Source organism: Bacillus sp. SM2101, from assembly GCF_018588585.1.
In the GTDB taxonomy this organism is placed as follows: domain Bacteria; phylum Bacillota; class Bacilli; order Bacillales; family SM2101; genus Nanhaiella; species Nanhaiella sioensis.
In genome coordinates this window covers 1-23818 of the sequence record NZ_JAEUFG010000027.1, presented here as the reverse complement: position 1 = coordinate 23818, position 23818 = coordinate 1, and the positions used below count along the sequence as shown (strand labels likewise).

Here is a 23818-nt window from a genome sequence, read left to right as displayed (position 1 = left end):
GATGAGTGCGTTACGAAAGCAGAAGAAAGTTATAGAGCTGCAAACGTCATACTCTAGTCAGCATGAGAATAATCAACAGGTATTAACTAATAAGCGTCGCGGTTTAATGAGACGGTTAGCGGCTTTGTCATGTCTAGCTGTAGTTGCTGCCTTTTTTATTAGTTCTACACTCATCTCTCAATCGAAAATAATTGAAGAAAAGAACGTTGAAAAACAAAAACTGGAATATGAGTTAGCTGATTTGAAAAAAGAGCAATTGTATTTAGAAGGTGAAATTGTTAAGCTTAACGATGATGAGTATATAGGAAAAATTGCTCGGAGAGATTTTTTTCTATCACAAGAAGGCGAAGTTTTATTTAATACATCTGAGTGAAGTTGGTTAGTCTTGTTGACACTCAATTTTTAAATTATGTATAATAAAAAAAAATGATTTTTTTATTTTTTAAGGAGGAACACTTTTTTTATGTCGATTGAAGTAGGCAGCAAGTTACAAGGAAAAGTAACAGGTATTACAAATTTTGGTGCGTTCGTGGAGCTGCCAGAAGGCTCAACAGGTTTAGTACACATAAGCGAAGTTGCTGACAATTATGTGAAAGATATTAATGAACATCTAAAGGTTGGCGACGAAGTTGAAGTGAAGGTAATAAATGTTGAGAAAGATGGTAAAATTGGCTTATCAATTAAAAAAGCAAAGGAGTCACCGCGACCTCCTCGTAAAGGCAGTAATCGCCCTCCAAGGGATTTCCGTCCAAAAGAGAATTTTGAGCAGAAGATGGCCCGTTTCCTAAAAGAAAGTGAAGACCGATTATCATCTTTAAAACGGAACACAGAGTCAAAACGAGGTGGACGAGGAGCACGAAGAGGATAACTTGCTGCTGATCATTTTATAGTGCGTATTCAAAAAGGATAAAGAATGAGGCAGTATACCTTGCATTTTTAGAAGAGCTATTTTACTGATAACTAATAAAGATACTATGTTTCGAATTGTTAACGTAGAAACATACGATACGTATGTGTCCCGCAAAATAGTGGGAAACCCCCTAACAATCGCAAGTGGTATCTTATTCAAGTTTAGACAGTCATTTCTTCTTACTTTTTGAGCAGCCTCTTACAGATAGCCTGGCAGGTAACATGTACATCAAGCACCCACGGGTGCTTTTTTGTTAGGCTCTCTTCGTAAACTTTGTTGCTATTGAGACCAATTTAGGACAACAACAAATAAATTTATACAAAACGAAAAGCAACAACAAATGTGAAAACAGCTTAAGATTTCTTAGTAAACTTTGTTGCTATTGTTATTATATTTGGCTCTTTAACTTCTAGTTGACGTCATTCGTAATTTCTTAATAAATGATATGAAATGAGTTTTTAATGTAATTAAGGTATTGACTAAATTGTTATTCCTTAGTATCATATTCTTTGTCGTATTATGGCGGTGTAGCTCAGCTGGCTAGAGCGTACGGTTCATACCCGTGAGGTCGGGGGTTCGATCCCCTCCGCCGCTATTTATAAAATGTCATTTTATCATTTTTTTTGGCCCGTTGGTCAAGTGGTTAAGACACCGCCCTTTCACGGCGGTAACACGGGTTCGAATCCCGTACGGGTCATCGTAAAAGTCAGTTCTTGATGAACTGGCTTTTTTTATTAGCTTATTTGCGTCAACTTTGTCGCATGAAGTTTATGTGATTGGCATTGTTTCAAAGAGCAGGGTGTGAACAGCTTTAGTTGAATTGTGTTCAATAAAAAAACAAATCCAATTTAACGTTGTAGAGATAACGATGGGATAAATTATCTGAATATTCGATATTATTGTTGCTGGTTTTTGAAAAATAGGATTAAATTCTTCAGATTATGTATGCTTATTGTATCTTATTAAGAATTGAGTCGAACACTTTTTTATATCTCCATGTTGTTTTGACAAAAAATATTCTGGCTTAGAAGTATAATAACAACCAACTATAAAAAAGTTGGGGAGTGAATAAGTATGGAAAAGACTGAACGGAATGTCATTGAACCTATTACGAACGTGAATTTCAAAAGTACAAAGCTATCGTTTGACAGCTGGATTCAAAAGAACAAGCAAAAACTATTAAAAATAATAATAAACAGAGGAGTTCTTATTGTTTTTATAGGCTTTTTACTTGGACGAGCATTAATATTAGCTGAAGTTACACCATTCGCATTACCATTTTTTGCTGCCGTATATGTCATTCAAAAAAATAGAATCTGGTTAGCCCTGCTAGCATTACTTGTAGGTGGAATTAGTTTATCTTTTCAAACTTCCATATTCATTCTTTCATCAATAGTATTATTTCTATTTTTAAATAACATAACGAGAAGGTTTAGTAAAGATACACTAAAAGTAGTTCCATTCCTCGTGTTCTTATCCTTATGTATGTCCAAGCTCTCAATCTTGTATTTTATAAACAACGAAATTGATCTGTATAATTTGATGTTGGTTGGTGTTGAGTCAGGTCTAGGTTTTATACTAACGTTAATATTTCTACAAAGTGTTACGTTAGTTGCTTTTCGAAAACGAAAACAAACTTTAAAAACGGAAGAAATTATTTCCTTAATTATATTATTGGCTTCTATCATGACAGGTTTGATTGGTTGGTCTATATATGACTTATCAATTGAATATATTGCTTCAAGGTATTTTGTTCTTCTACTTGCATGTGCTGCAGGTGCCACGATTGGAACGACAGCTGGTGTGGTTACCGGGTTAATATTAAGCCTTGCAAACATCGGAAGTCTATTTCAGATGAGCTTGCTTGCATTTTCTGGATTACTTGGAGGTTTACTAAAAGATGGCCGGAAAATAGGCGTATCAGTTGGACTTCTCATTGGTACTCTTTTATTAGGAATGTATAATGATGCTAATCAGCTTCAAATAAGTGTTATTGAATCTTTATTAGCCATTTTTATATTTCTATTAACTCCTCAATCACTCATTTCGCAAATCGCAAAATATATACCAGGAACAATCGAAAATATGTCTGAGCAACAACAGTATTTACAAAAAGTAAGAGATGTCACTGCAAGTCGTGTATCCCAATTTTCATCAGTTTTTCAAGCTTTATCTAGTAGTTTCGAAAATTACAATCAATCAGCTAATCATATGGATGAGGAAGTTGAAGTTGATTATGTTTTAAGTAATGTCACTTTGAGGACATGCCAATTGTGCTATAAAAAAGATCAATGTTGGACGAACAATCTTAATAAAACATATGATTATTTGAAGAATATTATGCATGAATATGAGCAATCCACATTGGAAGAGAATTATCATTTACAACGTGAGTGGAATAAGCATTGTATAAAACCAGATAAGGTGATAAATGTAATTAAGGATGAGTTGACATTATATTACGCCAATCAGAAGTTAAAAGAACAAATTCGAGAAAGTAGGAAGCTGGTTGCTGAACAGTTGTTAGGTGTATCCCAAGTGATGGGGGACTTTGCTAACGAGATTAAACGTGAAAGAGATAACCATCATGTGCAGGAGGAGCAAATACTAGATGCTGTGCAAGGTTTCGGGGTTGAGATAGGTCATGTCGAAATTTATTGTTTAGAACAAGGGAACATCGACATAGAAATGAGCATTCCATTTTGTAATGGGCGAGGGGAGAGCGAAAAGTTAATTGCACCTATGCTTTCTGATATTTTAAAGGAGACGATCATTGTTACAAAGGAGGAATGTGCAGCTTATCCTAATGGCTATTGCCAGGCAACATTTGGATCAGCAAAGACATACAAAGTTGATACAGGTGTTGCTCATGCAGCGAAAGGTGGAGGGTTAATATCCGGTGATAGTTACTCAACGATTGAATTAGGAGCAGGGAAATTTGCAATTGCAATTAGTGATGGAATGGGAAATGGCCAGAGAGCCCATTCTGAAAGTAATGAGACTCTGGAGTTGTTACAAAAAATTCTAAAGTCGGGGATAGAAGAAAAAGTAGCGATTAAATCTGTAAACTCTGTTCTTTCTTTAAGAACAACGGATGAGATATTTTCTACCCTTGACCTAGCCATGATTGATTTACAAGATGCGAGTGCAAAATTTTTAAAAATCGGGTCATCACCTAGCTTTATTAAAAGAGGAGAGAAAGTTATTAGTATTTGTGCTAGTAACTTACCTATGGGAATTATTCAAGACTTTGAGGTAGATGTTGTTAGTGAGCAATTGAAAGCAGGAGATTTATTAATTATGATGAGTGACGGGATTTTTGAAGGTCCAAAGCATGTAGAAAATTACGATATTTGGATGAAGCGAAAAATAAAAGATTTACAAACGAAAGATCCTCAACATGTCGCAGATTTAATTATGGAGGAAGTGATCCGTACTCGTTCAGGAAACATTGACGATGATATGACGATCGTAGTAGCAAAGGTTGATCATAACACTCCTAAATGGGCTGCAATACCTGCTCATATGTATGAAAAGAAAGCGCAGTAAAGGTACGAAGTATAAAAACTTTTTATTCAGTCGAAGATGGTAATAACCATTTGAGGAGGGAATAAAAGGTGGATAAAGGTACTTTAAAACAAATATTACTTATTACTGATGGGTGCTCAAATCATGGAGAAGATCCTGTGGCTATGGCAACACTTGCTAAAGAGCAAGGGGTGACAGTTAACGTTATTGGCGTAATGGAAGAGGATAAAATAGATAATCGTGGACTTGCGGAGATAGAAGGCATTTCAATGGCAGGAGGTGGGGTTAGCGAGGTCGTCTATACTAGGCAATTGTCACATACTGTACAAATGGTAACTAGAAAAGCAATGACACAAACATTACAAGGAGTGGTAAACAAAGAATTACAGCACATACTTGGTTCCGGAACTTCAATGGAAGACTTATCACCTGAAAAACGTGGAGAAGTGATGGAGGTGGTGGATGAACTAGGAGAAACTGCTGAGTTAGAAGTTCTTATTCTTGTAGATACGAGCGCTAGTATGAAGCATAAATTACCAACCGTGAAAGAAGCATTGTTGGATTTATCGATTAGTTTAAATGCACGTATTGGCTCGAATCGCTTTTCAGTGTTATCATTTCCAGGCAAAAAGAAAGATGTCGAGAAAGTCCTGGATTGGAATCCACATTTAGATTCATTAACTAAAATATTTCCTAAGTTAACATCAGGAGGAATGACACCTACAGGGCCTGCCATTAGAGAGGCATTGACTTATTTTAAAAAGAAACGATCGTTAAGGAGCTTGATTTCTCGAGATGAACAACCTTTCGAAGAAACAGGCATGTAGTGTACCAGTTGGAACGGTCATTGTCGGTAAGTGGCATAAAAATAAATATAAGATTAAAAGTTTACTTGGTAAAGGTGCTATGGGATCAGTTTATTTATCAGAAAGTCCTACCGGTTTAGTCGCAGTTAAGATTAGTGATAGTAGCATGTCAATATCATCAGAAGTTAATGTGCTTAAACATTTTTTGAAGGTCCAGAGGTCATACTTGGGACCTTCTTTGCTAGATGTTGACGATTGGGAGCGTCGTGGCTTTGACTCTCCTACAGCTTTTTATGTAATGGAATATATAAAAGGAGAGGCATTATTACAATTTATTAAGAGGCGTGGTAATGAATGGATTGGCATATTATGTTTACAATTGTTAGCTGAACTTGACATACTTCATCGTGAAGGATGGGTCTTTGGCGATCTAAAGCCAGATAACCTGTTAGTGACAGCTCCTCCTCCGAAAATAAGGTTACTAGATGTGGGGGGGACGACACTAATAGGGAGATCCATAAAAGAATTTACTGAGTTTTTTGACCGTGGTTATTGGGGAAAGGGTTCTAGAAAAGCTGAACCATCGTATGATTTGTTTGCAGTAGCGATGATCATCATAAATATAGCCTATCCAAATAGATTTTCTAGAAGTAGGAATGGAGGGGATCAACTTAAGAATGCTATAACATCAAATGTATTATTAAGGAAGTATTCAACTGTTTTAGAAAATGCAATAGAAGGGAAATATAGTAGTGCGTCTAATATGAGGAAGGACCTATTACTTGTAATGAATCAGCAATATGTTTCCAATAAGCAAACCACGACCAATCAATCAACTAAGAGTAGCTCTATAAGTAATAGAAGGAAAGGCGGAAAAAGGAGTAAGAAAAAGAGCTTTTTAGAATTTACATTATTATTTCTAGTAATAATTGTTGTCTATTGGCTATACATATATAGTCAGTTATTATGAATATGAGTTGCTAGACATCTTTTTTGCAGAAACTTATATAATCATGTACGATAAGGGGACAAGATTCTGTAGAACGAAGAGTAGTAGAGGGTTGAATTGAGGATGATAAATAAGCTAAATGATTTTATTAAACGTCATGAGTTAATTACACAAAATTCAACGATCATTGTAGGTGTATCAGGAGGACCTGATTCCTTGGCGCTTCTTCACTTGCTTATTGGAATGAAAAGGAACCTCGGTTTAAGGTTAGTTGTAGCTCATGTTGATCATATGTTTCGTGGTAATCAGTCCGAGAATGAGATGCGTTTTGTTGAACAACATTGTAGCTCACTAGGAATTATTTGTGAAGCAAAACAAATAAATGTGAGTGATTATAAACAAAAAAAGAAAATAAGTACCCAAGTAGCTGCGAGAGAATGCAGGTATCGTTTTTTTTCATCAATGATGAAAAAATATGAAGCTCAATATTTAGCTCTTGGTCATCATGGAGATGATCAAGTTGAGACAGTTTTAATGAAGCTAGTAAGAGGAAGTACAGGGATAGGCTATGCAGGTATTCCAGTAAAGAGGCCGTTTAGTATTGGTCATATTATACGCCCCCTATTAAGCTTAAGTAGGGAAGAAATTGAGCATTATTGTCAAAGCATTGGGTTAGAGCCCCGTCGAGATCCAAGTAACGATAAGGATGATTACACCCGTAATCGGATTCGACATCATGTACTACCTTATTTAAAACGAGAAAATGAACGAGTACATGAAAGAGTTCAACAATTTAGTGAGATGGTGATAGAGGATCAAAATTATTTAAAGGAATTAACAGAAAATGAATTGAATAAAGTAGTGAAGAAGAAAGACAATACTATTATTATTAGTAGAGAGTCTTATCTTAAGTTACCTATTCCTTTACAAAGGAGAGGGATTCAACTAATATTAAAATATCTTTATCAGGAGGTTCCACCTTCTCTTTCCTCAATACATATTAACGACTTTCTAACAGCCCTGAATAATGATCATCCATCAGGAACATTACATTATCCAATGGGTTTAAAAGTTGTTAAATCCTATGATGATTTTATCTTTACATATGATGAAAGAGCAATAAAAGCATATAATTACGTTCATGAGGTTCCTAGTCAAATTGAATTGCCTAATGGTGACCTAATACTTAGTGAAATCATTGAGCAATTACCGAATGGATTAAATGGGAACCATTCAATTGTCATTGACATAAACAGTGTCGAGTTACCGCTAGTTATTCGTACGAGGAAACCTGGCGATAAGATGACATTAAAAGGAACTGACGGGACAAAAAAGATTAAAGATATTTTTATTGATCAAAAAATTCCTTTATATGAAAGGGATGAGTGGCCTGTTGTTGAGGACAGATATGGAAGAATCATTTGGTTACCCGGCTTAAAAAAGTCTTCTTTTGAGACTGAATTTAATGGAAATAAACAATATATTTTATTACAGTTTAAGAAGCACTGATCTTCTAGGAGGAAAGTAGTCATGAATCATGATATTCAAAAAGTATTAGTTACAGAAAAAGAAATTCAAGAAAAAGTAAATGAATTAGGTGAAGTTCTAACAAAAGATTATCAAGAGAAATTCCCACTAGCTATCGGCGTGTTAAAAGGTGCAATGCCTTTTATGGCTGACTTATTAAAAAGAGTTGACACATACCTTGAAATGGACTTTATGGATGTTTCTAGCTATGGTACATCAAGAGTATCATCTGGAGAGGTAAAAATATTAAAGGATTTAGACACATCTGTAGAAGGACGAGATATCTTAATTATCGAAGACATTATCGATAGTGGCTTAACTTTAAGCTATCTAGTGGAATTATTTCGTTATCGCAAGGCAAAATCAATTAAAATTGTTACGCTATTAGATAAACCTTCTGGACGCAAGTCTGATGTAGAAGCAGATTATGTAGGCTTTATTGTACCTGATGAATTTGTTGTAGGTTATGGCTTAGATTACCTTGAGAAATATCGAAATTTGCCATACATAGGGGTCCTTAAACCTGAAGTATACACGGAATCATAAATAATATTTTTAAAAAGCAAAATAATAACAGTAAATTAATTGTATTGGTATGTTTTTCTATGATACTATTGAGTATAGTTTTTTTACCGTGGGAGGAGGTAAGGAATGAATCGGATTTTTCGTAATACTATATTTTATTTATTAATTTTTCTTGTTGTTATTGGTATAGTTGGTGTTTTCAATAATACTAATCAAACAACTGAGGAAATGTCATATGATGTATTCATAGCTAATTTAGAGGACAATAATGTTAAATCTCTTGCAATACAACCTGCACGAGGGGTATATGAGATTAAAGGTCAATTAAGATCTTATGAGAGTGAAGAGCAGTATTTTATTACATACACACCAACACCTTTTTCAGAGGCAATGTTACAACGAATTGATACAATTGCAGCAGAAAATAGTGTAGTCGATTTTGTTCCAGCAAAAGAAACAAGTGGATGGGTTACGTTTTTCACTTCAATCATTCCATTTGTGATCATCATTATTTTATTTTTCTTCTTGCTGAACCAAGCTCAAGGCGGTGGAAGCCGTGTGATGAACTTTGGTAAAAGTAAAGCTAAACTTTATAATGAAGAAAAGAAAAAAGCAAAATTCAAAGATGTGGCTGGTGCTGATGAAGAGAAACAAGAGTTAGTTGAAGTTGTTGAGTTTTTGAAGGACCCTAGAAAATTTGCAGAACTAGGCGCTCGCATCCCAAAAGGTGTTTTACTAGTCGGCCCTCCAGGTACAGGTAAAACATTATTGGCTAGGGCTGTTGCCGGAGAAGCTGGCGTACCTTTCTTCTCCATAAGTGGTTCAGATTTCGTGGAAATGTTTGTTGGTGTCGGTGCATCTCGTGTTCGTGACTTATTTGAAAATGCGAAGAAAAATGCTCCGTGTATCATTTTCATTGATGAGATCGATGCCGTAGGACGTCAACGTGGTGCAGGCCTTGGTGGAGGTCATGACGAGCGTGAACAAACATTAAACCAATTGCTAGTTGAGATGGATGGCTTTGGTGCGAATGAAGGAATTATTATTATAGCAGCAACAAACCGCCCAGATATTTTGGATCCTGCATTACTTCGCCCTGGTCGCTTTGACCGTCAGATTACTGTCGATCGACCAGATGTTAATGGAAGAGAAGCAGTGTTAAAAGTACACGCACGCAATAAACCGCTAGCAGATTCTATTGATTTAAAAGCAATCGCTATGCGTACTCCTGGTTTTTCAGGTGCTGATTTAGAGAACTTATTAAATGAAGCTGCTTTAGTAGCGGCAAGACGCGATAAAAAGAAAATTGATATGCTCGATATGGATGAGGCTACAGACCGTGTAATTGCTGGACCGGCTAAAAAGAGCCGTGTCATCTCTGAAAAGGAACGGAAAATTGTTGCTTACCATGAAGCTGGACATACAATTATCGGTGTTGTACTGGATGAAGCAGATGTCGTACATAAAGTGACGATTGTTCCTAGAGGTCAAGCCGGTGGTTATGCAGTAATGCTACCAAAAGAAGATCGCTACTTTATGACTAAGCCTGAGTTGCTAGATAAAATTACTGGCTTATTGGGTGGACGTGTTGCTGAGGAAATTATTTTCGGTGAAGTGAGTACGGGTGCTCATAACGACTTCCAACGAGCAACTGGTATTGCAAGAAAAATGGTAACAGAATATGGTATGAGTGATAAGCTTGGACCATTACAATTTGGTCAGGCTCAAGGAGGTCAAGTGTTCTTAGGTCGCGATCTTCATAACGAGCAAAACTATAGTGATGCCATTGCACATGACATTGATATGGAGATACAAAGGTTTATTAAAGAATGTTATAAGAAAGCTAAAGACATTTTGACAGAAAACCGTGATAAGCTCGAACTAGTAGCAAAAACCTTACTTGATGTTGAAACACTTGATGCTGAACAAATCAAGTATTTAATAGACAATGGAAGATTACCTGATCGTATTGAAGAGAGCAGTTCTGATGACGTGAAAGTAAACATTAGCTCTAAAAAAGAAGAAACTCCATCTGATGATCAAGATCAACAAGATTAATTTAGCTTTTTGATCGATAATTAGTAAAGATGAAGGGTTAAGAAGATGTCTCGGTTTTTCGAGGCATCTTTTTTGAAGGCTCTTTTCGTATAATTTGTTGCATTTATACAAAATTACGACAGTAAAAAGAAGTCTTGTATAATCATCTTCATATTATAGAAGGAAAAATGCCACGAAACTATTGTTGTGTCCGTGTTTTATCTTATAATGAAAAGCAACAATCATTGGAAAACAGCCTTTTTGAATATGCTTTGGCTCTTCTGTTGTTGGACAAATCCGATTCGTATACTAGCATAAGCTGACACCATGCGCTTTTGTAACCATTTGTGGTATGATGAGGAATATGTTGTTATTTTTATGTAGTGATAGTTTGGAATAACAGTTATTTTGATAAAAGTGGTGATGAAATGATTTTTGTCTTAGATGTCGGGAATACTAATACCGTTTTAGGTGTTTATGAACAAAATGAGCTTAAATATCATTGGCGGATTGAAACGAGTAGAAATAAAACTGAAGATGAATATGGCATGATTATCAAAGCGTTATTTAAGCACGTAGATTTAGATTTTTCAAACATTGACGGCATCATTATTTCTTCTGTCGTTCCACCAATTATGTTTGCATTGGAAAGAATGTGTCACAAGTATTTTAATATAAATCCGCTAATCGTTGGCCCAGGAATAAAAACAGGTTTAAATATAAAAATAGATAACCCTAGAGAAGTAGGGGCAGATCGAATCGTAAATGCAGTAGCGGGAATGCATTTATATGGTAGTCCACTTATCATTGTCGATTTTGGTACTGCAACAACTTATTGTTACATTAATGAGCAGAAACAATATATGGGTGGGGCTATAGCTCCTGGAATTGCAATTTCAACGGAGGCGCTATATTCCAAAGCAGCTAAGTTACCTAGAATAGAAATTGCGCATACAGATCATGTTATTGGGAAGAACACGGTATCTGCAATGCAATCTGGAATATTGTACGGGTATGTTGGTCAAGTAGAAGGAATTGTAAAGAAAATAAAAGCTCAAGCAAATGTTTTACCAACGGTTATCGCTACAGGTGGACTTGCATCATTAATTGCTGATGAGTCAACTGTTATAGATATTGTCGATCCGTTCTTAACGTTAAAAGGTTTACAACTGATTTATCAAAAGAATCAAGATTCTTATAAAAACTAATTATGTTTTATCATACTTAATGAATCAATTATTATATAGTTGCATCATGTGAAAGGGGTATTAACAACCATGTCAGATTATCTAGTAAAAGCCTTAGCTTATGATGGGCAAGTCAGAATATATTCAGTCAAGACAACAGAAACTGTCGGAGAAGCCCAACGTCGTCAATATACATGGCCGACAGCCTCAGCCGCATTAGGAAGAACAATGACTGCGGGCGTAATGATGAGTGCGATGTTAAAAGGTGACGAAAAAATTACCATTAAAGTAGATGCTGGTGGGCCAATTGGAGCAATTATCGTGGATAGCAATGCATATGGAGAAGTGAGAGGGTATGTATCCAATCCACAAACACACTTCGATCTAAATGAACATGGCAAGCTAGATGTGGCAAGAGCCGTAGGGACAAATGGTTTTTTAACAGTGGTGAAAGATATAGGGTTGCGTGAGAATTTTACTGGTTCAGTTCCGATTGTTTCTGGAGAGTTAGGTGAAGACTTTACATATTATTTTGTAACATCTGAGCAAACCCCATCATCTGTTGGAGTAGGTGTTCTAGTTAACCCTGATAATTCTATTCTTGCTGCAGGTGGGTTTATTATACAACTCATGCCTGGCACAGATGAGGATACGATCGCTGCAATAGAAGAAAGGTTAAAAACAATAGAGCCTATATCTAAATTAATTGAAAAAGGGTTATCCCCTGAGCAAATTATATATGAACTAATAGATAAAGAACATGTGAAGATATTAGACAAACAACCAGTAACTTTTAAATGTAACTGTACAAAAGAAAGGTTTGCAAATGCAATTATTAGTTTAGGTCCTAACGAAATAGAAGAAATCATTGTGGAGGAAGGCCAAGCTGAAGCGCAATGCCATTTTTGTAATCAAAAGTATTTGTTTTCAAAAGAAGAACTTGAGGCTCTTAAAAAAGAAGCGATGTAATTGAGTAAGACTCTTTCTAAATAAAGGTTGGTAGGTTTTAAATATGGCTCTTTTCGTGAAATGTTGTTGTTAATAATACGAATCAAGACAGTACAATGAAGACTTGTATGAATCCGTGTTTATTAGTATGAATAACAACAATCATTGCAAAAGCTGCTTAAACAATTGTCGTATTCTTTTTAATAATAGCTTCACGGTAACTTTGTTATAGCATAGTAAAATATTTTATTGTGGGACTAACATCATTTACAGATGATAAGATGTTAAGAATATTTGTTGTATACGTGAACGATAAACAAAAGGTAGATGTCTCGAAAGTTAGCTATACGGATGTCTTGTCTTGTTGTAAAAAAACCATAATGAATACGAAAATAACCTTTAGCAAAATGGAGTGGGTTAACATTGAGTAAAAAAGCGTTATGGATACTTGTTTTTGGCCTTGTAATTGTAAACTGTTTTACAATCTTCATTTTGATTGGTGACAAGCAAGATGTAGTTGATGTTACAAAGCCTGTTAATTTCAATGAAAAGATTATACAAACAGGATCAGAAGAAGTTATCGCATCTGTAGGAAATGAAGATATCTATAGACAACAGTGGCTTAATGAGTTAGAAGCTGAATATGGAAAAGCAACTTTACAAAATATGATCGATAGAAAAGTAATTGAACTATTAGCTGAAAAATATAATATACAAACAGATGAGGAGTCCGTTGAGAGAGAGTTAAAGATGATAAAAAAATATTCCTCACTTGCTAATGATGATTGGGATGACGAGAAATGGAGAGAACAAATCCGTTTCAGCATGTTGCTCGAACAACTACTAACAAAAGATGCAAACGTTCAAGAAGACGAAATAAGAGACCTTTATGAAAAAAACAAAGAATTATATCATATTGAACCAAAGTATCATCTATCACATATCGTTGTAAAAACAAGGGCAGAGGCAGAACAAGTCAATAATGAATTAACAGAGGGGTCGAGCTTTGATGTGCTAGCCATGGAGAAATCTGTTGATACATTTACCGCTAATTCTGGAGGGGAACTAGGTGTCCTTTCATCTAATAGTAAATTAGTACCTAAAGAGTATTTTGAAACTGCTGAACAATTAAAACAACATGAATGGAGTCAGCCGATAAAAGTAGAAGGTGGTTTTGCAGTCGTTCTTTTACATGAGAAAATAGACGGAATTAACTACACCTTTGAAAGTATGAAGGACCAAATAAGAAGGCAAATAGCACTTGAACAAATGGATGGCCCGATATCTGCACAAACATTTTGGGATGAGGCAGAAGTATCCTGGTTTTATGGTAAAGATGCAGATAAATAAATCTTTTTAAATGAGACTTGAAAATAATTGACAATTTCTATAATTTCGAGTACATTTATTGTATACAAAACAAATCAAAATACTCGGAATTAAGAGGTGATAAAATGAAAATTGTTAATTCTGTTAATGAGTTAATTGGCCAAACACCAATTGTAAAGTTAAACCGCCTTGTCGAAGACAATTCTGCTGAAGTATATTTAAAGTTAGAATTTATGAATCCTGGGAGTAGTGTAAAGGATAGAATTGCTTTAGCAATGATTGAAGCAGCGGAAAAGGAAGGGTTACTAAAACAAGGTGATACAATCGTTGAACCAACAAGTGGTAATACAGGAATTGGTTTAGCGATGGTTGCAGCAGCCAAAGGCTATAAAGCAATCTTAGTAATGCCAGAAACAATGAGTTTAGAAAGAAGAAATTTACTAAAAGCTTACGGTGCAGAAATCGTGTTAACTCCTGGTAGTGAGGGGATGGGCGGAGCGATACGTAAGGCTGGTGAATTACGTGAAGATCACGGATACTTTATGCCACAGCAATTTAAAAATGAGGCGAACCCTGAAGTTCATAAGCTAACTACAGGAGTAGAAATAGTTGAACAAATGGGTGATCAATTAGATGCATTTGTTTCAGGGATAGGAACTGGCGGAACAATTACTGGAGCGGGTTCAGTATTAAAAGATAAATATCCAAATGTAAAAATTGTGGCTGTTGAACCATCAGATTCACCTGTTTTATCTGGAGGTAATCCAGGACCGCATAAAATTCAAGGTATCGGTGCAGGGTTCGTACCAGATATTTTAAATACGGATGTGTATGACGATATTTTGAAGATTACTACTGAAGAAGCATTTGAATATGCACGTCGTGCTGCTAAAGAGGAAGGTATTCTAGGTGGGATATCGTCGGGTGCAGCAATATGTGCGGCATTAAAAGTAGCGAAGCAGCTAGGCAAAGGAAAAAAAGTGTTAGCAATTATCCCAAGTAATGGTGAGAGATATTTGAGTACACCACTTTATCAATTTGAAGAATAGAACTTCATAAGAAGTAACTTTTATAAAAACAGCCCCTAAAGGAGCTGTTTTTTTATATTGTTTTTGCATTGATTGTTGCTTTGTGTTGTAAGTTTTAAGCACGTATATCCAGTATATAAAATTATTGAGTTCTCATAAGACTCTTTAGCAACAAAGTTTGTGAAAAGAGTCTTTTTTTATTTATGTTGTTTTCGGATTAAGGAGTGTTTCATTTTAAGACATAAGAACGTATAAATTTAACGTTCGTACCATCTGTGACAGTTGTCCTTAGTTGAATTACGAAATTAACGAGAAGAGCCTTTATTAAGAGGGAAGGTTCTAGCTATAGAGATTAACAGGGAAGATATATTAACTATTATGGTCTTCATAACTCTTTTTTTACATTCATTCGAAATTTTAGATGCTGGAAGGTGAACTCTTAGTGACATTCTTGTACAATAGGCTTATCAGTTTTAGTTTGGAGTAAGGAGTGTGACACGATGCAACAAAGAAGACCTGTAGCTAGGAAATTACCTATCAAAGAAGATGAGTGGTTTAAAAGATATAAATACTTATCAAAAGATGAACCGTATCACATGCTACTTGAAAGTGGCCGTGGGGGGCAATATAGCATAATTGGTCTTAGGCCGTTTGCAACAATTAAAGGAAAAAATAATCAGGTTGAAATTATAGAACATGGTCAACGCTCTACAATAGAAGGAGATCCACTTGTGGTTCTTAAGGAATGGATGAGGAAATATAAAACTGAACATGTACCTAGCTTACCAGATTTTCAGGGTGGTGCTATTGGCTATATAAGCTATGATTATGTTCGGCAAATTGAAAAACTACCTACAGTGGCTGCTGATGATTTACTTACCCCTGATATTTGTTTTTTTATTTTTGATGACATTTTTGTTTATGATCATAATGAGAATATACTATGGCTAATGACGATTGATAACGGAGATGATGAAAAAACACAGAAACGTTTAGATCATTATGAGAGGATGTGGAGTGTAGAGATAAGTCATGAACTAAATTTCGCTTACCCTACACAAGAAAGTCAACATCAAAATGTATCAATGTCTGAAGAGGAATTTAAAGAAGCAGTAGAGAAGGTAAAGAATTATATTGCACAAGGTGATGTCTTTCAGATAAATTTATCCGTACGGCAATCAAAATCAATTACAAAGCACCCTATTGACATTTATGAACAATTACGTGAGTTAAACCCATCTCCCTATATGGCATATTTGGAAATGGGCGAAGTTCAAATTGTTAGTGGTTCTCCAGAACTTCTTATTAAAAAAGATGGTGAAGAAGTGAGTACTCGTCCAATTGCAGGGACCCGTTCTCGTGGAACAACTCATGAAGAAGATGTTAAGCTTGCCAATGAGCTTATTCAAAATGAGAAGGAACGGGCCGAACATGTTATGCTCGTTGACTTGGAGCGGAATGACTTAGGGAGAGTTTGTCGATATGGAACGGTAGAAGTTGATGAATTTATGGTTATTGAGAAATATTCACATGTAATGCACATCGTCTCAAATGTGAAAGGGAAGTTAGATAAAAGTAAGAATGCGCATGATTTAATTAGAGCTGTTTTCCCTGGTGGAACGATAACTGGGGCACCTAAAGTGAGGACGATGGAAATTATAGAAGAGTTAGAACCTGTACGTAGAGGAATGTATACAGGGTCAATTGGTTGGATAGGTTTCTCAGATAATATTGAATTAAACATAGTTATTAGAACAATGGTTGTAAAGGATGGCATTGCTCATATTCAAGCAGGTGCAGGTATTGTAATTGATTCAAATCCAAAATATGAGTATAAAGAGTCATTAAAAAAAGCTAAAGCACTGTGGAAGGCTATTGAATTATGTGAAGCTAAGAAAGTAAACTCATTAGAGTAAATTTGAACATTGAAGCTTGCTAACTTCTCACTAGAAGGGATGCAAAAGCTCTAAAAAAATATTGATGAGGTGACGATAATGATTTTAATGATCGATAATTATGATTCTTTTACGTATAACCTAGTACAATACTTAGGTGAATTAGGAGAAGAGTTGGTCGTAAAGCGTAACGATGAAATAACGATAAAAGAAATTGAGGAGCTAAACCCAAACTTTATTATGATTTCCCCTGGGCCATGTAGCCCTAATGAAGCAGGTATAAGCCTGGAAACTATTCAATATTTTGCTGGGAAAATTCCGCTTTTCGGAGTGTGTTTAGGACATCAATCGATTGCTCAGGCATTTGGTGGCGATGTTGTAAGAGCTGATAAATTAATGCATGGAAAAACATCTCAAATTTTTCATAATCAAAAAACAATTTTTACAGATATTGAAAATCCTTTAACTGCAACTAGATATCATTCTTTAATTGTGAAAAGAGAGACTTTACCTGATTGTTTTGAAATTACAGCTTGGACTGAAGAAGATGAGATTATGGCGATTAGACATAAAACCCTCCCTATTGAAGGTGTTCAATTTCATCCAGAGTCTATTATGACTGCTTTCGGTAAACGACTACTTAAAAATTTTATTGAGCAATATAGGGAAGTAAAATAATCAGTTTATGTATATATACTTAGACGGCAAAATTATAAAAAAAGAAGATGCGAAGATCTCTCCATTTGACCACGGGTATATGTATGGAATAGGTTTGTTTGAGACACTTGCAGTATATGATGGACACCCTTTTTTGTTGGATGACCATCTTTCAAGGTTAAATGAAGGGTTAAACAGTTTAGCGATAGATATAGAACTGCATCGAGATGAGATTTTCTCAATCATTACTCGTTTACTTAACAAAAATAACCTTTCAAATGCTTACGTTAGATTGAATGTTTCAGCTGGAGTAGGAGATATCGGTTTGTCGGTTGAACATTATACAAAACCTACCGTCATTATATATATAAAACCACTGCAAGTACCAGTTGCTGAAAAAGCTGGTGTTTTTCTAAAAACAAAGAGAAATACACCAGAAGGAAAAAGTCGATTAAAGTCCCATCATTTTTTAAACAATGTTTTTGGGAAGAGAGAGATAGGAGTAGATGCGACAAAGGAAGGGATATTTCTATCTCAAAAGGGATTTATTGCAGAGGGGATTGTGTCGAACGTTTTTTGGGTAAAGAACGATAAAATCTACACACCTTCTCTGGAAACAGGGATTTTGAACGGAGTTACAAGACAATTTGTAATGACTCTTGCAAAACATAATGGTTTGCATATTGATGATGGGTTATTTAAACCGGATGAAATGCTAATGGCTGATGAGGTGTTTGTCACAAATTCGATTCAAGAATTGATACCGATATATAAAATAGAACATAGATATTTTCAGGGAAATAAGGGCATGGTTTTTAATACTTTGAAGAAGCAATACAATGAAACGAAAAAATCGTTATGGAGTAGGGTTGACCTACACAGTTTTTGGAAGGAGTGAAACGAGTGAAAGGTCAACCTTTACAGTTATCATGTGGACCTTATCATCTAGATTTTACAAAGAAGACCTATATTATGGGTATAGTCAATGCTACACCCGATTCATTTTCAGATGGGGGCAAATTTAATTCGATCGAATTAGCTGTAAAGCATGCTGAGAGAATGACTTCTGAAGGTGCTGATATTATTGATATAGGTGGAGAATCTACACGCCCTGGGGCAAATAAAGTGTTGTTAGATGAAGAATTATCAAGAGTTATTCCAGTTGTAAAAGAAGTTGCTGCAAATGTGAATGTGGCGGTATCTATAGATACGTACAAGGCTGAAGTAGCTAAGCAGGCAATTGAGGCTGGTGCTCATATAATTAATGATGTTTGGGGTGCTAAGGCTGATCCAAAAATGGCCGAGGTAGCTGCACATTATCAAGTTCCAATTGTATTAATGCATAATCGGACTAACCGTAATTACCAAAACTTTTTTGTTGATGTGCTTAATGATTTGAAAGAGAGTGTGTCTATCGTTAAGTCTGCCGGAGTGAAAGATGATAACATTATTTTAGATCCTGGTGTTGGTTTTGCAAAATCTTTTGAACAGAATCTTGAAATCATACGACATTTAGATGAGTTAAACAAGCTTGGATACCCTGTGTTATTAGGGACATCTCGAAAGTCTTTCATTGGACAAATTTTGGATTTGCCACCAGCTGAACGTGTAGAAGGTACAGGTGCAACTGTTTGTCTTGGTATAGAAAAAGGATGCCACATCGTAAGAGTTCATGATGTTATGCAAATTTCTAGAATCGCCATGATGATGGATGCTTTGATAGGGAAAGGTGTGAAGAACAATAGATAAAATAGTTGTCAATGAAATGATGTTTTATGGATATCATGGGGTATTTACTGAAGAAACAAAATTAGGACAGCGGTTTTTGGTAGATGTTGAGCTTCAACTCGACTTATCAAGTGCCGGTCAAACAGATCAGTTACAAAATACAGTTAACTATGGTGAAGTATATGAAATTTGCCAACGGATTGTGGAGGGAAAACCATATAAATTAATAGAAGCAGTGGGCGATAGAATTACTGCAGATTTATTAGCAACATTCGTCCAAATAGAAGAATGTACTGTGAAAATAACAAAGCCTGGCCCGCCAATTCCGGGTTATTATAAAGATGTAGCAGTATTCATAACAAGGAGTCGCTAAATGACACGAGAAGCTTATATTGCACTAGGTTCTAATCAAGGTGATAGACAATTATATATGTTTAAGGCTATTAAAAGTTTACAATTGCATCCTCAAATTACTATAACGAAAACTTCATCAATTTATGAGACAAACCCTGTTGGTTACACGGATCAAGATCAATTTTTGAATATGGTAATTAAAGTTAATACAGACCTTTCAGCACTTGATTTATTAACGATTTGTCAACATACAGAAGAACAATTAGGAAGAAAAAGGGAAATTAGATGGGGTCCTCGAACAATTGACCTTGACATTTTGTTATATAATCAAGAAAATATTGAAACAGAGCAACTTATTGTTCCACATCCACGAATGCTTGAAAGAGCATTCGTCATGGTACCATTGTTAGAGATCGATCAACATGTTGTCCTTGGAAAAGGTGTTGATTCATCGTCGGTTAATATCAACAAATTAATTGATAGAGAAGGGGTACATGTATGGAAACGGAGAATTGGGGAAGACGTATTCGAGCGTTTCGAAAGCTAAAGGGCTATACCCAACAAAGTTTTGCAAAAGATCTTGGGGTTTCAATAACTTTGTTAGGAGAGGTAGAGAGAGGGAATCGATTACCTAGCGAAGAGTTAGTGAAAGATATTTCGGATAAACTTGAGGTAAGTATAGGTGAGTTATCGCCTTTTAGTGACCTATAAGTCAATTATATAGATTAGAAGTATATAACAAGGAGGGACAGATATGCTGAAGATTGGTGATTTACAAATGAAAAACCCTGTTGTGTTAGCGCCTATGGCTGGTGTATGTAACTCAGCCTTCAGGCTAACTGTAAAAGAATTTGGTGCAGGGCTTGTTTGTGCAGAAATGGTGAGCGATAAAGCCATTCTATATAAAAATGCAAAGACGTTAGGTATGCTCTATATTGATGAACGAGAGAAGCCGCTCAGCTTGCAAATATTTGGTGGAGAAAAAGAGACTCTTGTAGAAGCCGCGAAATTTGTAGAACAAAACACAACAGCAGATATTATTGATATTAATATGGGGTGTCCAGTTCCCAAAATTACAAAGTGTGATGCAGGTGCAAAATGGTTGCTTGATCCAGCTAAAATATATGAGATGGTTGCTGCTGTCGTTGATGCTGTACAAAAACCTGTCACTGTAAAAATGCGTATGGGTTGGGACGATGAACATATATTTGCAATTGAGAATGCAATGGCAGTTGAACGTGCTGGAGGAAAAGCTGTATCGTTACATGGAAGAACACGTGAGCAAATGTATGAGGGTAAGGCAAACTGGGATATCATTAAACAGGTAAAACAAGCAGTTAATATACCGATCATCGGAAATGGTGATGTTGAATCTCCGCAGGATGCAAAAGCGATGCTTGAGCAAACAGGTTGTGATGGGGTCATGATAGGACGAGCTGCATTAGGTAACCCTTGGATGATATACCGTACAGTCAAATATCTTGAAACGGGTGAATTAATTGAAGAACCTGGAATTCGAGAAAAGATAGATGTTTGTATTTTACACCTTGACCGACTAATTGCTCTAAAAAATGAGAACATAGCGGTGAAAGAAATGAGAAAGCATGCAGCATGGTATTTAAAAGGGATCAAAGGCAATGCTAGAGTAAGGAATGCTATAAATGATTGTCATAATAGAGCAGACTTAGTAAATCTACTAACAAAGTTCGTTGATGATGTGGAAAATAAACAGCAAAGTGTAGCGAAAGTTGTTTGACATCAAGTATAGCCTGGAATATAATAACCCCTAAAAGACGTTTATATACTGCCAGTCTATCGCTGGCAGTTTTTCTAAAGGAAGGAAAGCATCACCCTTTCACCTAGAAGGCACGAGCAACTTCAGGGGAAGGGTTCCAACACTTTTTAGAAACTAAATTCTTTAGACTTAACTCAATTTCAGATTAACTCGGCACTGTCGGGTTTTTCTTTTTAACAATGGCTGTTTTCGTATAGATTGTTGTTTTCTTTCTTAAATAGCAACACGTATGCAACTATCGGGATATCTTATCCGCCTTTAATATTTATAAAAATCCCTAAACCCATTACTTGCTACTCTATTTTGGTAAAGATAACAACTGAGTTAACAAGAAGAGCCCTTGAATAAGTAACGCTTCTTTTGAACTAGAAGTATATAAAATCTCTTTTTTTGTTAGAAAAATAATATTGGAGTTGATTGGTATGAGTACAGAAGAATTGAATGATCAGTTAGTAGTCAGACGTGAAAAATTACATAAGCTAGAAGAAAACGGGATTGATCCGTTTGGAAAACGTTTTGAACGTACTCACTCCGCTAAAGAGTTGATTTCCACATTGGATCATTACTCTAAGGAAGAGTTAGAACAAAATGAAGTACACGTTAAAATAGCTGGTAGAATAATGACAAAACGAGGGAAGGGTAAAGCTGGTTTTGCGCATATTCAAGATTTGACAGATCAGATCCAAATATACGTTAGAAAAGATGCGATAGGTGATGCACCGTATGAGACTTTTACAATCGCAGATATTGGAGATATCATTGGAATTTCTGGCACTGTTTTTAAAACAAAAGTTGGGGAGCTTTCTATTAAAGCAACTTCATTTGAATTATTAACAAAATCACTTAGACCATTACCTGATAAATATCATGGTTTAAAAGATATAGAGCAAAGATATCGTCAGCGATATTTAGATTTAATTACTAACCCTAAGAGTAAGCAAACGTTCATATCTAGAAGCCAAATTATTCAATCGATGAGACGTTATTTAGATAACAATGGATATTTAGAGGTAGAAACTCCGATGATGCACTCAATCGCAGGCGGAGCTTCGGCAAAACCTTTTATTACTCACCATAATGCACTAGATATCCCTTTATATATGAGAATTGCAATTGAATTACATTTAAAGAGACTAATTGTTGGTGGCTTAGAAAAAGTTTATGAAATCGGTCGTGTATTTCGTAATGAGGGTGTATCTACTCGTCATAATCCAGAATTCACAATGCTCGAACTTTATGAGGCGTATGCAGATTTTGAAGACATTATGTCATTAACTGAAAATATGATTGCTCATATTGCAGAGGAAGTACTCGGATCTACAACTGTTATGTATGGTGATGATGAAGTAGAATTAAAGCCAAAATGGAAAAGGCTACACATGGTTGACGCAATAAAAGAATATGTTGGCGTAGACTTTTGGAAAGAAATGAGTGTTGAAGAAGCACGTGCTCATGCGAAAGAGCATGGTGTTGAAATAAATGATAATATGTTATATGGACATATTGTAAATGAATTCTTCGAACAAAAAATAGAGGATAAACTTATACAACCGACATTTATTTATGGTCATCCAGTAGAAATTTCTCCTCTAGCTAAGAAAAACGCACAAGATCCGCGTTTTACTGATCGTTTTGAGCTGTTTATCGTTGGTCGTGAACATGCCAACGCATTTACCGAACTGAATGATCCTATTGATCAAAGGCAACGTTTTGAAGCACAAATAAAAGAACGTGAGCAAGGTAATGATGAAGCGCATATGATGGATGAGGACTTTGTGGAGGCGTTGGAGTATGGAATGCCACCAACAGGGGGATTAGGTATTGGGATTGACAGATTAGTCATGTTGTTAACGAATGCTCCATCCATTAGAGATGTACTATTATTCCCGCAAATGAGAAATAAATAGTTAATTATAAATAGTTAATTCCCCCTAAACTTGTCGTTTAGGGGGTTTTTTCATAATGTTGTTTTTCCTATAAAGATCAAGATATGTATATAACTAGATTTTTTAGCATTCATCTTTTCTTCTATAATGACTGTTTTCGCATTGATTGTTGATTTTCTTCTAAGATATATGGACTTATAAATCTAGCGTTCGTAATATCTTGTCAACTTTTACAACTATTAAGCTCTTTTTAAAGCTCATCATTCTGTATGTTTTTAGTAAAAATAGTAACGAAGTTTACGTAACGAGCTATATATTAAAAGATGACTGTTGTGCAAAACAACAGCTTTATATTCTAGTTTAGTAAAAATAGTAACAGCGTTTATAAACGGGATCTTAAAAATGTTTTAGATGAAGGTTTAACATTAATTAAGTTTCTTTAAAATTTTATTAAAAAAACTATTGATTGTTATCAAAATAGATGATATATTAATATTCGTCGCTAAGAAACAACGACAATTATTGATGAAAGTCGACGAAAAAAGATGTTGACTTAGACAAGATTCGATGTTATTATAATAAAGCTGCTCCAAGAAAAACGCAGCTACAATGTTCTTTGAAAACTAAACAAAGCAAAAGCGTCAACGTTAATTTTTTGAACAAATGAGCAATCAAACTTTATTGGAGAGTTTGATCCTGGCTCAGGACGAACGCTGGCGGCGTGCCTAA

Annotated in this window: 21 protein-coding genes and 2 tRNA genes; all 23 read left to right on the top strand. The window is 35.5% G+C overall.

Going from position 1 to position 23818, the window contains the following annotated elements:
• Window position 1: 1 nt before the first annotated feature.
• The 23 genes from JM172_RS19645 (at window position 2) to lysS (ending at window position 23110) form a co-directional block, all read left to right on the top strand.
• Window positions 2–373 (top strand): FtsB family cell division protein, encoded by a 372-nt coding sequence (locus tag JM172_RS19645; protein ID WP_214484073.1) that lies wholly within the window; start codon window positions 2–4, stop codon window positions 371–373.
• 90 nt (window positions 374–463) lie between these two features.
• Window positions 464–868 (top strand): S1 domain-containing RNA-binding protein, encoded by a 405-nt coding sequence (locus JM172_RS19640; protein ID WP_214484072.1) that lies wholly within the window; start codon window positions 464–466, stop codon window positions 866–868.
• A gap of 563 nt (window positions 869–1431) precedes the next feature.
• Window positions 1432–1505 (top strand) — tRNA-Met (locus JM172_RS19635).
• A 30-nt stretch (window positions 1506–1535) separates the two neighbouring features.
• Window positions 1536–1607: transfer RNA gene (locus tag JM172_RS19630), tRNA-Glu, on the top strand.
• Window positions 1608–1984: 377 nt separating this feature from the next.
• Window positions 1985–4459 (top strand): stage II sporulation protein E, encoded by a 2475-nt coding sequence (gene spoIIE / locus JM172_RS19625; protein WP_214484071.1) that lies wholly within the window; start codon window positions 1985–1987, stop codon window positions 4457–4459.
• 68 nt (window positions 4460–4527) lie between these two features.
• Window positions 4528–5265, top strand: coding sequence for a vWA domain-containing protein (locus tag JM172_RS19620; RefSeq protein WP_214484070.1), 738 nt, complete (start codon window positions 4528–4530; stop codon window positions 5263–5265).
• Window positions 5234–6214, top strand: coding sequence for a protein kinase domain-containing protein (locus tag JM172_RS19615; protein ID WP_214484069.1), 981 nt, complete (start codon window positions 5234–5236; stop codon window positions 6212–6214). Before JM172_RS19620 ends, JM172_RS19615 begins: the two co-directional genes overlap by 32 nt.
• Window positions 6215–6316: 102 nt before the next feature.
• Window positions 6317–7702: a tRNA lysidine(34) synthetase TilS gene (tilS, locus tag JM172_RS19610; RefSeq protein WP_250886786.1), complete on the top strand. Its 1386-nt coding sequence runs from the start codon at window positions 6317–6319 to the stop codon at window positions 7700–7702.
• Between the two features lie 21 nt (window positions 7703–7723).
• Window positions 7724–8266, top strand: a complete 543-nt coding sequence (gene hpt, locus JM172_RS19605) for a hypoxanthine phosphoribosyltransferase (RefSeq protein WP_214484068.1) — start codon at window positions 7724–7726, stop codon at window positions 8264–8266.
• A 105-nt stretch (window positions 8267–8371) separates the two neighbouring features.
• On the top strand, window positions 8372–10303 hold the full coding sequence (ftsH, locus tag JM172_RS19600) for an ATP-dependent zinc metalloprotease FtsH (RefSeq protein ID WP_214484067.1): 1932 nt from the start codon (window positions 8372–8374) through the stop codon (window positions 10301–10303).
• Between the two features lie 407 nt (window positions 10304–10710).
• Window positions 10711–11490: a type III pantothenate kinase gene (locus JM172_RS19595; RefSeq protein WP_214484111.1), complete on the top strand. Its 780-nt coding sequence runs from the start codon at window positions 10711–10713 to the stop codon at window positions 11488–11490.
• A 69-nt stretch (window positions 11491–11559) separates the two neighbouring features.
• On the top strand, window positions 11560–12438 hold the full coding sequence (gene hslO, locus JM172_RS19590; RefSeq protein ID WP_214484066.1) for an Hsp33 family molecular chaperone HslO: 879 nt from the start codon (window positions 11560–11562) through the stop codon (window positions 12436–12438).
• A 402-nt stretch (window positions 12439–12840) separates the two neighbouring features.
• Window positions 12841–13767 carry a peptidyl-prolyl cis-trans isomerase gene (locus tag JM172_RS19585; RefSeq protein WP_214484065.1) on the top strand — a complete coding sequence of 309 codons (927 nt, stop codon included), beginning with the start codon at window positions 12841–12843 and terminating at the stop codon, window positions 13765–13767.
• A gap of 104 nt (window positions 13768–13871) precedes the next feature.
• Complete coding sequence (gene cysK, locus JM172_RS19580) at window positions 13872–14795, top strand: cysteine synthase A (RefSeq protein WP_214484064.1); 924 nt, start codon at window positions 13872–13874, stop codon at window positions 14793–14795.
• Between the two features lie 479 nt (window positions 14796–15274).
• Window positions 15275–16690, top strand: a complete 1416-nt coding sequence (trpE, locus tag JM172_RS19575; protein WP_214484063.1) for an anthranilate synthase component I — start codon at window positions 15275–15277, stop codon at window positions 16688–16690.
• A 78-nt stretch (window positions 16691–16768) separates the two neighbouring features.
• The gene (pabA, locus tag JM172_RS19570) at window positions 16769–17347 is read left to right on the top strand and encodes an aminodeoxychorismate/anthranilate synthase component II (protein WP_214484062.1); all 579 of its coding nucleotides are present in this window, start codon (window positions 16769–16771) and stop codon (window positions 17345–17347) included.
• A gap of 7 nt (window positions 17348–17354) precedes the next feature.
• A complete protein-coding gene (gene pabC, locus JM172_RS19565; RefSeq protein WP_214484061.1) occupies window positions 17355–18224 on the top strand; it encodes an aminodeoxychorismate lyase in 870 nt (289 codons plus the stop codon).
• 74 nt (window positions 18225–18298) lie between these two features.
• Window positions 18299–19075, top strand: a complete 777-nt coding sequence (gene folP, locus JM172_RS19560) for a dihydropteroate synthase (RefSeq protein ID WP_214484110.1) — start codon at window positions 18299–18301, stop codon at window positions 19073–19075.
• Window positions 19068–19427 (top strand): dihydroneopterin aldolase, encoded by a 360-nt coding sequence (folB, locus tag JM172_RS19555; RefSeq protein WP_214484109.1) that lies wholly within the window; start codon window positions 19068–19070, stop codon window positions 19425–19427. Before folP ends, folB begins: the two co-directional genes overlap by 8 nt.
• Window positions 19428–19955, top strand: a complete 528-nt coding sequence (gene folK / locus JM172_RS19550) for a 2-amino-4-hydroxy-6-hydroxymethyldihydropteridine diphosphokinase (protein ID WP_214484060.1) — start codon at window positions 19428–19430, stop codon at window positions 19953–19955.
• On the top strand, window positions 19907–20119 hold the full coding sequence (locus JM172_RS19545; protein ID WP_214484059.1) for a helix-turn-helix domain-containing protein: 213 nt from the start codon (window positions 19907–19909) through the stop codon (window positions 20117–20119). The genes folK and JM172_RS19545 overlap by 49 nt, the downstream gene beginning before the upstream one ends.
• 43 nt (window positions 20120–20162) lie before the next feature.
• Window positions 20163–21164, top strand: a complete 1002-nt coding sequence (gene dusB, locus JM172_RS19540; RefSeq protein WP_214484058.1) for a tRNA dihydrouridine synthase DusB — start codon at window positions 20163–20165, stop codon at window positions 21162–21164.
• 461 nt (window positions 21165–21625) lie between these two features.
• Window positions 21626–23110 carry a lysine--tRNA ligase gene (lysS, locus tag JM172_RS19535; protein ID WP_214484057.1) on the top strand — a complete coding sequence of 495 codons (1485 nt, stop codon included), beginning with the start codon at window positions 21626–21628 and terminating at the stop codon, window positions 23108–23110.
• The last annotated feature ends 708 nt before the right edge of the window (window positions 23111–23818 follow it).